The following is a 12815-nucleotide window of genomic DNA, read 5'->3' on the forward strand; positions in this document are numbered from 1 at the left end:
ACCGTGACCACCCGTGAGACGAGACCCGGCCATCTCCTTCCGCGGCGCCCTCCAGATCCTCGGGCACCACGACCGACCTTGGCTCGACCGGATGAACGGACTGCTCGGCGGCGTGATCCTCGCGTCCGGCCCGATCCCGGCCGCCGTCGGCGCGCTGTGGGGCTGGGTGGACCAGAAGAACGAGGCCACCGCCCTGCTCCGGTCGGTGCTGGACGGGGTGTCGGACCGGGTCCGCCCGTCGCACGGGCTGCTGCGGCACGAACTGGTCGTGGCGGCGCACTCGACGATCGTGCTGACGGCGTTCTTCGAGGCGCTGCGCGAAGGCCTGGGCGACACCTACGACGAAGCGCTGATCACCGACGCCGAGAAGCTGTCGATCGGCAACGGCGAGTGGCGGTCGACGGCCGAACCGCTGGTGCGGCGGCTGTACACGAGCGACCTCCCGGCGCCGTCCGCCCTGCGCGGGTTCGAGGAGAACGTCGTGAACGTCCAGCACTGGTGCTCGAAGACGGTGAACGAGGTGCGGAAGTTCCTCGACGGCCTGCACCTGGCCCAGCGCCGGGCGTTCGACCCGGTGACCGTCGCGCTGACCGGAGCGGCCCGCTACCGGTCGCACTACCTGGAGCTGGCGGCGAAGGTGCCCGAGTTCGCCCTGTGGGCGGATCTCGGCGAACACGCCGCGACGCGGTCGGCGCTCGCCGGGCTGGAGGGCCTGCTGTCACGGGCGGCGGTGCCCGCACGCGACCTCCGGGAGGTCGTCCGCCGCACCAACCACGCGGTGCTGGGGCAACCGGTGATCGACGTCGGCGCCGACGGCTACGGGACCGGCACGGTCTTCCCCGCGGTGGAGGACATCTTCGTCACGCCCCGGTTCCGGGTGGCCGAGGCCGGGCCCCAGGCGAACCTCGCGGGTGAACGGTGGTGGTCCGGCCGCGGGGTGCACCACGACCTGGACCTGGTGCTGGCCAGGCACTTCAGCACCGACCAGTCGACCCGGTTGCCGCTCCTGCTGCTGGGCCACCCAGGAGCCGGGAAGTCGTTGCTGGTCAAGGTGCTGGCCGCGCGCTTGCCGGAGGACGGGTACACGGTCGTCCGGGTGCCGCTGCGGGCCGTCGGCGCCAACGACGTCATCGCGGAGCAGGTCCAGCAGGCACTCGACCTGGCCACCCACCGCCGGGTCCGCTGGTCCGAGCTGGCCGACCAGTGCGCGGACGTCATCCGGGTCGTGCTGCTGGACGGCCTGGACGAACTGCTCCAGGCGACCACCCACGACCGGGCCGGGTACCTCCAGGAGGTCGCCGAGTTCCAGCGCGTGGAGGCCGTGATGGGCAGGCCCGTCGCCGTCGTCGTCACCTCCCGGACCCTGGTGGTCGACCGGGTGGCGGTGCGGGCGGGAACGCCCGTGGTGAAGTTGGAGGAGTTCGACGAGAGGCAGGTCCGGAAGTGGGTGGGGGTGTGGAACGGCCACAACCGGCCGATGCCCGCCGCGTTCGCACTGGGCTACCCGGACCTGGCGTCGCAGCCGCTGTTGCTGCTGATGCTCGCGCTGTACCACGCGGAGTCGGCGGGGGAGGTCGACCCGACGTTGTCCAAGGCCGAGTTGTACGAGCGGCTGTTCGACACCTACGGCCGCCGTGAGACGACCAAGATCGCCGGACGGGTGCTGCACGGCCGCGAAGGCGAGGCAGCGCTGGACGAGCAGCTCCGCAGGCTCGCCACGGCCGCGCTCGGCATGATCAACCGCGGTCGCCAGGACATCACCGAGGCGGACCTGTCCAGCGACCTGGCGGCACTCGGTGAGCCTGCCACCGGTGACCGGGTGCTCGGCGAGTTCTTCTTCGTGCACGTCGCCGAAGCGCGGGCCGGGACCTTGCGGCGGTGCTACGAGTTCCTGCACGCCACCTTCGGCGAGTACCTGGTTGCCACGCGGGTGGTGGAGGTGCTCCGGGACGTCGCGGAAGGGGTGTACGGGCGCAGGCGTGAGCACGACCCGGAGGACGACCTGCTGTTCGCGTTGCTGAGCCACCAGCCGCTGGCGATCCGGTGGCCAGTGCTGGACTTCATCGGCCAACGCCTCCGGGCCTTGGACCCGGACGAACTCGACCGGGTGGTCCGGACCCTCGACGTGCTGATCCGGTCGTACCGGAGCCGGAAGCCGTCACGGGACTTCGGCGAGTACCGGCCGCTCCCGCAGGACGCCGTTCGGGCGCTCGCGGCCTACTCGGCCAACCTGGTGCTGCTGCGGCTGTGGGCCGAGCGCCGGGTGCCCGTCGAGGCGTTGTGGCCGGAGAACCCGATGGGCCAGTGGCGGTCCACGCTGAGCCTGTGGGAAGCGGGACTGGACGCACAGGGTTTCCAGGCGATGATCGTCGCCATCAGCCACTCCGGGGGAGCCCTGCACGCCTACACCGAGACGTTCATCGTGAACGTGCCCCCGGTGGAGATCCAGCGGTTGAGGATCCGCGGTGAGCTGGAACTGGAGGAGCGACTGCGCACCGGGCTCGCCATCCACGACAACCTGCACTACCTGACCGACCACGGTCCGGGTGCGGTGCAGGCCAAGGATTGGCTGCGCTACACCGAAGGATGGTTGATGGCGGCCCTGCTGCGCGGGGGTTGGCCCGATGCGCAACTCCTGCCCGCTCCCAAGGAGGTTTCGGTCAGGTCGCGGCGCGCGGTGTCGGCCTCCGCGCACGAGCTGATCGAGAAGAACTGGCGCGGGTGGGGAGACGCGTTTCTCGTGAAGTACCTCGAGTGGTTGGTGAACCTGTCGGACTTCAGGGACAACAGGGTGTTGAACCGGATCGTCGTACAGATCGGCCGGGTAGTCCCGGACTGGCTTTCGCGCGCCTTGGAAGAGGGTGCGGACTGGTCGTACGAAGACGAAGGACAGTCGTTGCCGTTCAACCACAGGCCCTGATCGTCGTCCGGCACACGTCGGTCACGGGGTGGCCGACGGTGGCGGCCGGGCTGTGGTGTTCGAGTTCCGCGTAGCCGCCGTAGTGGCCGTCGTCCTCGAAGACCTGCACGGCGTCGCCCTGGCCGGTGGCGCCGACGGGCAGGTCGCAGTACACCGCGTCCGGGTGCACGGGGAAGGCGCGGTCGATCCGCAGGCCGTTGACGGTGTAGCTGAGCCGGCCCCGGACCGAAGTGGGGAGGAAACCCAGCTTGGTCATGACGTCGCCGGTCAGGTGGAGGTGCAGGACGTCGTCGGACACCTCCAGGCGGGTCGGGTCGATCGGGGTCAGGTAGTCGCGGTGGTGGAGCGGGCCGGACAGGGGGAGTTCGAGCAGGCCGCCCAGTGGGACGGAGACGATGCTCCACGCGTCGACCGGGCGGCCACTGTGGACGGTGACCGTCGTGCGGGTTTCGTACACCACGCGGGACGGGGTGTCCTCCAGGACCTCGATGGTGCGGGTGACGCTCGCGGAGGTCGTGTCGCCGGTGAGCCGGTGGACCAGGCCGCGAGAAGGGCCGGGGTTCATCGACGCGGGTACGACGTGGTCGGCCAAGCCGCCCGAGGCGTAGAACCAGTCGCGTTCCGGGCCCAGCCAGAGGCGGTCGCCGCCGAGGTTCCAGTCGGTGGCGGACGGGTTGGTCCAGAACGCGTCCAGGCCGTTCACGCGCACCTGGAGGACGCGGTCCCCGGCGAGTTCGATCACGGTTGCCGGTCCAGCACGACCACGTCGGCGTCGTGGGTCGCCGTGAACGTGATCGGCAGGCCGGCGTGCACGAGGTGAGCGCCGCTGTACTCGACGCCGTCGGATGTGCGGTACGTGGCGGTGACGTCCAAGCCGCGCAAGGGGAACCGGGATCGCCTGCCGGGCAACGCGGGGACGCCGTTCAGGTCGCCGGTCTGCCACGCCAGCACGACCGTTCGGGCGCCGTGATCGTACTGGGCGGCGCAGCTCGGGTCGGCCGGGGAGCCGATGAGGTGCAGTGACCCGTGGTGGATCGTGGACCGGATCTCCTTGTACAGGGTGACCAGGGAGGCCGCTTCCGAGCGCTGCTCGGGAGTCCAGAGGCGGATGTCGGCACCGATGCCCAGCACACCCGCCATGGCCGTGACGAACCGGAACCGCAGGGACTTCGGCCTGGTGTCGAAGAAACCGGGGTGGTCGGTCACCCACGACAGCATCACGTGCGGTGCGTGCGCGTGCAGGAAGCCGTACTGGATGTTCAGCCTGTCCATCGGCGCGGTGTTGTCGCTGGGCCACACGACGTCCGTGCGGGCGATCGTGGCCAGGTCGGTGCGACCGCCGCCGCCCGCGCAGCCCTCGACCAGCACGTGGGGGTGGTTGGAGCGCAGGTGGTCCAGCAGGCGCCAGTAGTTCCGCACGTGCTCGCCGTCCAGGTCGGCCCCGACCGCGCCCGGACGGCCGCGCGGGGTGGGCGGGCGGTTCATGTCCCACTTCACGTAGTCGATCGGGTAGTCGGTCAGGAGCCGGTCGAACACCGCGCGCACGAACTCGAAGACGTCCTCGCGGCCGAGGTCGAGCAGGAGCTGGTTGCGGATCAGGGTGGCGGGGCGGCCGTCGACGCGGTACACCCAGTCCGGATGTTCCTGGTACAGCAGGGACTTGGGGCTCACGGCCTCGGGCTCCACCCACAGGCCGAAGCCCAGGCCGAGGGCTTTCACGCCGTTGACGAACGTCGCGAAGCCGTTCGGGAACGCGGCCGGGTCGGGGTGCCAGTCGCCGAGGCCCGCGGTGTCGTCGTGGCGGCCGGTGAACCAGCCGTCGTCGACGACGAACAGCTCCGCGCCCAACTCCGCGGCCAGCGAGGCGAGGGCGAGCTGGCCCTCCTCCTCGACGGCGAACTCCGTCGCCTCCCAGGAGTTGTACTGCACCGGCCGGACGAGGTCGCGCGTCAACGACCGCTCGTGGGTGTGCAACGCGCGTGACACGCCGTCCAGGCCGTCGGCGCTGTACGCCGCGGCGACCTGCGGCGCGATCAGTGTTTCGCCCGGTGCCAAGGAGATCCCGGACACGGCCCGCCCCGCGCGCACGCGGGTCGCGCCGGTCACCTCGACGTCCACGGCGATCCGCCACGAGCCCGACCACGCGAGGGACACGGCCCAGGCCTGGCCGTCGACCGCGTCCCGCACCGCGAGCCACGACGCGAACTGGTGGCCGGGAACCCCCTGGGAACTCCCGATCTCGAAGCGGCCCGCGGGGAGGACGAGCTGCTCGCGCTGGAACTCGTGGGCCCAGCGGCCGGTCAGGAACGTCAGCTCCGGGGACTCGACCGGCAGGCAGAACCCCGCCGAGCCGAGCTGGTCTACCACCAGGTCGCCGGTGCCGCCGTTGGTCAGCTCGACCCACCGGAGCAGCACGTCGGTGGACGGGCTGGTCCGGTAGCAGAGGACCGTGCGCAGGCCGGTCAGGTCGTCCACGAACGCCAGGCGCAACGACGTCGGCGTCGAGTCCTCACCGTCGAACCGCCAGAACAGCTCCTGGTCCAGGACCAGGTCCGCTCCGGTGAACGGGCGGAGCCCGAACGGCGCGTACTCGACCGGAGCGCCGTCCGCCGCGGTCATGTACGGCGTGCGGCCCGCGTTCGCCGTCGGCGACGGCCCGTGCTCGACACCCGTTGGGCCCCAAGCGATCTGCTCCAGCCAGCCCTCGTGCTCGGGCAGCCCGACCGTGTACGTGGTCGTCGCCATCCGCAGTGTCCACCGACGCGTCACTTCACCGCTCCCAGCGCGAGTCCTGCCACGAAGTGCTTCTGGAACCTCAGGAACACCGCCACGGTAGGGATGGCCGCGATGACCGACCCCGCCGCGATGACGTTCCACATCGACACGAACTGGCCCTGCAACCCGAGCAGCGCGGGCGTGACCGGCATCCGGTCCTCGCTGCGCAGCACGGTGATCGCCCACAGCAGGTCGTTGAACACCCAGGTGAACGCCAGCGCGGACAACGCGGCCAGCGCGGGCCTGGTCAGCGGCAGGATGATCCGCAGGAAGAGCTGGCCCGCGCCCGCGCCGTCGATCACCGCCGCCTGCTGGATCTCCGCCGGGATGGCGCGCATGAACCCGTGCAGCACGAACGTGTAGAAGCCGAGGCCGAACCCGACCTGGACGACCACCAGCGCCACCAGGCTGTCGTAGAGGCCCAACACCTCGCTGAGCTTCGCCACCGGCACCAGCAGGATCTGCGGCGGCAGCAGGTTCCCCGCCAGCATCAGCAGCAGGACCGTGCGCCGGAACGGGATGTCGTAGCGGCTCAGCGCGAACGCGGACACCGACGCCAGCGCCAGCGTGATCACCACGGTCGGCACGGTCACCAGCATGCTGTTGACCAGCGCCCGCGCCGCGCCGCCGTCCGTCCACGCCTGGGCGAACCCGTCGAACGTGAACGAGCGCGGTAGGCTGCCCACGCCGTTCCGGGCGACGTCGTCGAAGGACCGGAAGGCCGTGACGACCACGAGGATGATCGGCAGCAGCCACAGCAGGGAGATCGTGCTCGCGGTGACGTGGTAACCGATCTCCCGCAACGGGTTCCGCCTGGTCACGAGTCACTCTCCTGGAACGCCCGCACGAGGTACGTCACGATGACGCCGAACGCCAGCAGGAAGATCACCACGGCCAGCGCGGACGCGTAGCCGAGCCGCAGCGACTGGAACGCCGTGGCGTACATGTAGGTGCTCAGCAGCTCCGACGAGTGGAACGGGCCGCCCTTCGTCAGCGACCACACCACGTCGAACGACCGGAGCGAGTCGATGACGATCACCGAGAGGACCACCGCGTTGACGCTCCTGAGCTGCGGCAGCGTGATCCTGGTGAACTGCTGCCACCTCGAAGCACCGTCCACGGTGGCCGCTTCGTACAGGACCGGGTCGATGCCCTTGAGCCCGGCCAGGTACAGCACCATTACGTAGCCGATCTGCCGCCACAGCGCGGGCAGGATGACCGCGTACAGGGCCGTGTCGGACTCCGAGAGCCACGACCGCTGCCAGCCCTCCAGACCGAGCCCGCCGAGCACGGTGTTGATCAGGCCGTCCGGCTGGTACATCGACTGCCAGATCAGCGAGGTCGCGACCAGCGAGAACACCACCGGCGTGAACAGCGCGGCGCGGTAGATCCCGACGCCCCGCCGTTCGCGCTGGAGGAACATCGCCGCGCCCAGGCCGCCGACCGCGGACACGCCGCCGAACAGCACCAGCCAGATCACCGTGTCCAGCAGGGCCTTCCCGAAGACCGGGTCACCCGCCATCTCGACGTAGTTGTCGAAGCCCACGCCCGTCGGCGGGCTGATGCCGTCCCAGTTCGTGAACGACAGGTACACGCCCTGGATCGCGGGCCAGAAGACCCAGAAGGCCTCCACCGCGAGGGGCACCAGGACGAAGGCGATCAGCAGTGGGGAGACCCGGCGGTTGGGCTTGTTCCGCCGCCGGTTTCCCGACGTCGGCGGCCGTTCCACCGGCGGTGCTGTCAGGGTGACCACGTCAGGACGACCAGACCTTCTCGGCGGCCGCCTGCCACGTGGCCAGGATCGAGTCGACCTGGTCGGGCTGCGCGAAGAACTGGAGCAGCGCGGCGTCGGCGGTGGGCTGGAGGGCGTCGCTGGAGTCGCGGTTGAAGAACTGGGTGATCTCGGCCGCGTCGTTCAACATCTTGCGGCCCTTGGCCACCAGCGGTGTGCCGGAGTCCTTGGCCTTCGGGTTCACCGGCAGGACGGTGCCCGCCGAGTTCTTGATGAACAGCTCCTGCGCCTCGGCCGTCGCCAGGTACTTCAGGAACTCCTTGACCTCGGCGCCGCGAGGCGTCTTGGCGCTGGCGAAGAACCCGTCCGTCGGGCCCTCCTCGGCGATCGGCACCTTCGGGTCGATGATCGGGAACTGGAAGAAGTCGATGTCGTCCAGCGCGTCCTTCGGGGCGGCGTCGGCGAAGAACGTGCCGATCAGCATCATCCCGGTGCGCCCTTGGAGCAGCGACGTTGTCGCGTCCTGGAACGGGATCGCGGTCGCGCTCTTGTCGAAGTGCGGCAGCACCTCCTTCCACTTCGCGAAGACCGCCTTGACCTGCGGGTCGTCGAACCGGTGCCGCCCGGCGAGCAGTTCGCGGTGGTAGACGGCGCCGTTGATCCGGATGTTCAGGTAGTCGAACCACGCCGAGGCGACCCACGGCGTCGTACCGCCCGCGCCCATGCCGATCGGCTCGACCCCCTTGGCGCGCAACGCTTCGCAGACCGCGAGGAACTCGTCCCACGTGGTCGGCGGCCGAACGCCCCACTTCTCGAAGTTGGACTTCCGGTAGAACATCCCCCACCAGTAGTAGGTGATCGGCACGATGATCTGCTTGCCCGCGTCGTCGCCGCTCAGCGTCCTGGTCGCCGCGCTGTAGTCGGTCAGGCCGCTCCACACGTCGCTCAGGTCGAGCAGCAGGCCCTTCTTCGCGTACGACCGGCCGACGCTGCCCGCGTACCAGGTGTAGAGGTCCGGCGGGTTGCCCGAGGTCAGGTACGACGGGAGCTGCGTGCGGAAGGTCTCCGCGGCGACGGTGTTCAGCACAGCCTGCGCACCGCCCTTCTGGTTGAACGCCGCCACCACGCTCTCCATCGCGGCCTTCGGCAGCGGTGCGGAGAGGTTCGACTGGAGGGTGACCGCGCCACCCGCCTGGCCGGTGCCGGTGGAGGCGGATGTGGCGCAACCGCCGAGGATCGCGGCGGCACCGACCCCACCCAGTCCCGCCAGGAAGTTCCTACGACTCAGGCCGTCGATGCTCATCGATGGGTCTCCTCACGGGCTGACCACGGGTGAATGACAGGAAGGTTGCAACGCGGGTAAGCCACTGTCAAGATGTATTAGTAAATAATCCCGGTCAGCGCGGGTGGCGGGGCGGCCACGTGCGGTGACCCGTCGGCGTGCACGGGATACTGGGTCCACGACAACCCGAGGGGAGGGATTGGTGGCGGACTACCAACTCCGCGGCATCCACGGACAGACCGTGGAGACGCTCGCGCGGCGGATCCTGGCGGGGGAGATCCCCGAAGGGGCGACGCTGGACCTGCTCGCGTTGCGGGAGGAGTTCGACGTGAGCCTGACGGCGTTGCGCGAAGCGCTGAAGGTGTTGTCGGCCAAGGGGATCATCGACGCTCGCCAAAAACGCGGCACGTTCGTCACGCCGCGGTCGTCGTGGAACGTGCTCGACGGCGACGTGATGCGGTGGCGGTCGTCCGGGCCGGTGGACCTCGGCCTGCTGGAGAACCTGGACGAGGTGCGGTCGATCGTGGAGCCCGCGTCGGCCAGGCTGGCGGCGGAGCGGGCCACCGCCGAGGACGTCGCGGCGCTGGAGGACGCGTTGGGGCGGATGGCGTCGGCCTCCGACGCCGCCGGGGCGGTGGAGGCCGACCTGGACTTCCACCGGTCGCTGCTGTCGGCCACGCACAACCCGTTCCTGGCGCAGATGGAGCGGGTGATCTCGAACGGGCTGGCGATGCGGGACAAGGTCGTGCACGACGCCGACCCGGCCGACGACCCGGTCCCCAGCCACCGGGCGGTGCTGGAGGCCATTCGCGGCAAGGACCCCGCAGGGGCCGAGGTGGCCATGCGGGCACTGGTGGACAAGGCGAGCGAGGACTTCCGGCGGGTCGCCGGGTAGGGGTCAGCGCTTGGTCTCGCCGTGGAGGGTGAGCAGTTCCGCCCTCGTCGGCAGCCCCTCCCAGTCGCCCGTGGTGGCGATGGCCGTCGCCGCCACGGCGGTACCCCTGGCCAGCCGCTCCGCCGGGCCCAGGCCGTCCAGCAGGGCGGAGAGGTAACCCGCGACGAACGCGTCCCCGGCGCCGATGACGTCGGTGACGGTGGTGGGCGCGGCCGATGTCGCCCAGTGGCCCGTCGGCGTGGTGGTCTCGGCGCCCTCGGCTCCCCGTTTGGTGACGACGTCACCCACCCCCTTGGCCAGCAGGGATTCCCGGCCGCCCACGAGGTCCAGTTCGGACTGGTCGCCGAAGACGGTGGTGGCCACGGCCGCGAGCGGGGTGAGGACGTCGGACGCCTCCTCCCGCGTCCAGAGCTTCGAGCGGTGGTTGACGTCCAGGCACACCGCCCAGCCGTGGGCCACGGCGTGCGCCACGGCCGCCTCCGTGGCGGCTCGCGCGGTGTCCGAGAGCGCCGGGGTGATGCCGGAGACCAGGAGGACCCTGGCGCCGTCCCGGAGGGGTTCGCGCAGGTCGTCGGGGGACAGGCGGGACCCGGCCGACCCGGCCCGGTAGTACGCGACCCTGGCCAGGTCCGCCGTGCGCTGCTCGCGCACCAGCAGCCCTGTCGGAGCGGCCGGGTCCTCGTGGGCGACGACGTCCACCCGTTCGGCCAGCAACCGTTCCACCACGAGCGCGCCGAACTCGTCTGCGCCCACCCGGCCCACCCACCTCGCCCGGTGGCCGAGCCTGGACAGTCCTATCGCGACGGTGCTCTCCGCACCCGCCAGCGCGAGGTCCAGCGACCGGGCCAGCCGGAGCGGCCCCGGTGTGGTCGCGCGCAGCACGGCCATCGTCTCGCCGAACGTCAGCACGTCCACGGTCACGCCGACGCGCCGATCGCGTCCAGGAAGCGCTTCGCCCTGTCCGGCAGCCCCGCCAGGTCGTCGCCCAGCAGCGGCGAACCGACGCCGACGGCCACCGCCCCGGCCCCCAGGTACGCCACCGCCTCCTCCACGCCCACCCCGCCCACCGGCACGAACGGCACGTCCGGGAACGGCGCCCGGAGCGCCTTCAGGTAGTCGACGCCGCCCAACGACGCCGGGAACAGCTTCGCCGCGTCGGCCCCGTAGCCCAGGGCCGTCTCCACCTCGGTGGGCGTCAGCACGCCCGCCAGCACGGGGAGCCCCGCGGCCACCGACGCTCGCACGGCGATCGTCGTGGCCGGGCTGACGGCGAACGCCGCCCCGGCCGCCAGCGCGCCGTCGACATCGGCGGGGGTGCGGATCGTGCCGACTCCCAGCAGGCCGTCCTCTGGCACCTCCGACGCGAGGTCGGCGATCACCTCCAAGGCGTCCGGGCTGGTCAGCGACACCTCCACCAGTCGCACGCCGGACTCGAACAGCACCCGCACGGCCGCTCTCGCGTCGCCGCCGCGAACGATGGCCACCAACCGGTGGGTCGTCAGCGCGTCCTTGAAGCTCACCATTCCGCCACGCTCCCGTCGTCGTGCCGCCACAGCGGCGACCGCCAGCGGTGGCCGGTCTCCGCCGCTCGTCGTACCGCCACCTCGTCCACCTCTACACCCAGTCCCGGACCCGACGGCCTGCCGGCGTACCCGTCGACGAAGTCGAACGGCGAGGAATCGGTCAGGTAGTCGGTGTACTCGGCGCCGCCGTTGTAGTGGATCCGGAGGCTCTGCTCCTGGATCAGGAAGTTGGGGGTGGCGAAGGCGACCTGGAGGCTCGCCGCCAGGGAGATCGGGCCCAGCGGGCAGTGCGGGGCGATGCTCGCGCCGTAGACCTCCGCCAGCGCGGCGATCCTGCGCAGCTCGGAGATGCCGCCCGCGTGGGACGGATCCGGTTGCAGCACGGCCACACCCGCGTCCAGGACGGGTTTGAACTCCCAGCGGGAGTACAGCCTCTCACCGGTCGCGATGGGGACGCCGCTGGCCGCGACCACCGAGGCCAGGGCGTCACCGCCCAGCTCGGGCAGGACCGGCTCCTCCACGAACAGGGGCTGCACCTCCTCCAGCATCCGCACCAGCCGTCGCGCCATGGCGGGGGAGACGCGGCCGTGGAAGTCGATCGCCAGGTCGCGGTGCGGTCCCAGCACCGCGCGGGCTTCACGGGCGCGGTCCAGCACCCCCTGGGCCTCCGCCGGGGTGGCGATGGCCGCCATCGGACCGCAGGCGTTCATCTTCACCGCGGTGAAGCCCTGTTCCACCTGCGCGGCAACGGCTTCGCCGACGTTGGTCGGCCGGTCGCCGCCCACCCACGAGTACACGCGGACGCGGTCGCGGACCGGGCCGCCCAGGAGTTCGTGGACCGGGACGCCGCGGACCTTGCCCGCGATGTCCCACAGCGCCTGGTCGTAGCCCGCCGCCGCGCTCGACAGCACCGGGCCGCCGCGGTAGAAACCCGCGCGGCGCAACACCTGCCAGTGCTCCTCGATGCGCAGCGGGTCCTGGCCGACGAGCAGGTCCGCCATCTCGTGGACGGCCGCGCGCACGGTCTCCGCGCGGCCCTCCACGACCGGTTCCCCCCAGCCGACGACACCCTCGTCCGTGCTGAGCTTCAGGAACAGCCAGCGCGGCGCCACCAGGAAGGTCTCTACGTCGGTGATCTTCACCTGTGCTCCTTCAAGCCGAGTCCTTGTGCACGGACCAACCGCCGTCGACGACCAGGTCCGCCCCGGTCACGAACGACGCCGACGGCGAGAGCAGGAACGCGATCACCTCGGCCACCTCGGCCGGATCTCCCAGCCGTCCCAACGGGGTCGCGTGGGCGCTGCGCTCGCGGTCCGGCTCGGGGACACGGTCCCACGCCCCGGTGAGGACCGGGCCGGGCAGGACGGCGTTGACGCGGACGTCCGGGGCGTACTCGACGGCGAGCTGCCTGGCCAGCGAGACCAGCGCGCCCTTCGTCGCGGCGTAGGCGGGGTGACCGGGCAGGCCCGTGGTGGCGTGCACCGACGAGACCAGCACGATCGCGCCCCGCCGAGCTGCCAGCGACGGCAGGCAGGTGTGCGCGCCGAGGTACGCGGCGGTGAGGTTGACCTCCACCTGCCGCGTCCACTCGGCGCGCGTGGTGTCGTGCAGCGGTTTCACCACCACCGCGAAGGCGTTGCTCACCAGCGCGTCGACACCGTCGTGGGCGGCCCCCCCCCCCCCGCCCA

The 12815-nt window shown here is 71.1% G+C and carries 11 protein-coding genes; 2 read left to right on the forward strand and 9 right to left on the reverse strand.

From position 1 onward, the window contains the following. Positions 1-13: 13 nt before the first annotated feature. Positions 14-2920 (forward strand): NACHT domain-containing protein, encoded by a 2907-nt coding sequence (locus tag NZH93_RS44590; RefSeq protein ID WP_259629409.1) that lies wholly within the window; start codon positions 14-16, stop codon positions 2918-2920. On the opposite strand, the gene NZH93_RS44595 is transcribed toward NZH93_RS44590, so the two are convergent. Genes NZH93_RS44595 through NZH93_RS44615 form a run of 5 tightly spaced genes read right to left on the reverse strand, consistent with a single transcriptional unit; the run spans position 2904 to position 8730 of the window. Beyond that, a complete protein-coding gene (locus NZH93_RS44595) occupies positions 2904-3662 on the reverse strand; it encodes a hypothetical protein (protein ID WP_259629410.1) in 759 nt (252 codons plus the stop codon). The genes NZH93_RS44590 and NZH93_RS44595 overlap by 17 nt on opposite strands. After that, a complete protein-coding gene (locus NZH93_RS44600; RefSeq protein ID WP_259629411.1) occupies positions 3659-5665 on the reverse strand; it encodes an alpha-galactosidase in 2007 nt (668 codons plus the stop codon). The genes NZH93_RS44595 and NZH93_RS44600 overlap by 4 nt, the downstream gene beginning before the upstream one ends. A gap of 20 nt (positions 5666-5685) precedes the next feature. Then, positions 5686-6516, reverse strand: coding sequence for a carbohydrate ABC transporter permease (locus tag NZH93_RS44605; RefSeq protein WP_259629412.1), 831 nt, complete (start codon positions 6514-6516; stop codon positions 5686-5688). Then, a complete protein-coding gene (locus NZH93_RS44610) occupies positions 6513-7448 on the reverse strand; it encodes a carbohydrate ABC transporter permease (RefSeq protein ID WP_259629413.1) in 936 nt (311 codons plus the stop codon). The genes NZH93_RS44605 and NZH93_RS44610 overlap by 4 nt, the downstream gene beginning before the upstream one ends. Before the next feature lies 1 nt (position 7449). Then, on the reverse strand, positions 7450-8730 hold the full coding sequence (locus NZH93_RS44615) for an ABC transporter substrate-binding protein (RefSeq protein WP_259629414.1): 1281 nt from the start codon (positions 8728-8730) through the stop codon (positions 7450-7452). Positions 8731-8911: 181 nt separating this feature from the next. Between NZH93_RS44615 and NZH93_RS44620 the strand changes: the two genes are divergently transcribed. Continuing rightward, a complete protein-coding gene (locus NZH93_RS44620; protein WP_259629415.1) occupies positions 8912-9604 on the forward strand; it encodes a FadR/GntR family transcriptional regulator in 693 nt (230 codons plus the stop codon). Between the two features lie 3 nt (positions 9605-9607). Here the strand turns inward: NZH93_RS44620 and NZH93_RS44625 are convergent, their stop codons facing one another. From NZH93_RS44625 to NZH93_RS44640, 4 genes are all read right to left on the reverse strand, one after another. Beyond that, complete coding sequence (locus NZH93_RS44625) at positions 9608-10525, reverse strand: sugar kinase (RefSeq protein WP_259629416.1); 918 nt, start codon at positions 10523-10525, stop codon at positions 9608-9610. Beyond that, positions 10522-11127, reverse strand: a complete 606-nt coding sequence (locus NZH93_RS44630) for a bifunctional 4-hydroxy-2-oxoglutarate aldolase/2-dehydro-3-deoxy-phosphogluconate aldolase (protein ID WP_259629417.1) — start codon at positions 11125-11127, stop codon at positions 10522-10524. Before NZH93_RS44630 ends, NZH93_RS44625 begins: the two co-directional genes overlap by 4 nt. Continuing rightward, the gene (gene dgoD, locus NZH93_RS44635) at positions 11121-12269 is read right to left on the reverse strand and encodes a galactonate dehydratase (RefSeq protein WP_259629418.1); all 1149 of its coding nucleotides are present in this window, start codon (positions 12267-12269) and stop codon (positions 11121-11123) included. Before dgoD ends, NZH93_RS44630 begins: the two co-directional genes overlap by 7 nt. 10 nt (positions 12270-12279) lie before the next feature. Continuing rightward, on the reverse strand, positions 12280-12815 hold a 536-nt coding region (locus tag NZH93_RS44640; RefSeq protein ID WP_259629419.1), incomplete at its 5' end, for an SDR family NAD(P)-dependent oxidoreductase.

It is taken from the genome of Umezawaea endophytica, assembly GCF_025061645.1.
In the GTDB taxonomy this organism is placed as follows: Bacteria; Actinomycetota; Actinomycetes; order Mycobacteriales; family Pseudonocardiaceae; genus Umezawaea; species Umezawaea endophytica.

Excerpts from the sequence above, each read along its gene's own strand:
- NZH93_RS44600 (WP_259629411.1), bottom strand. The coding sequence starts at position 5,665 with ATGGCGACGACCACGTACACGGTCGGGCTGCCCGAGCACGAGGGCTGG.
- NZH93_RS44615 (WP_259629414.1), bottom strand. The coding sequence starts at position 8,730 with ATGAGCATCGACGGCCTGAGTCGTAGGAACTTCCTGGCGGGACTGGGT.
- NZH93_RS44630 (WP_259629417.1), bottom strand. The coding sequence starts at position 11,127 with ATGGTGAGCTTCAAGGACGCGCTGACGACCCACCGGTTGGTGGCCATC.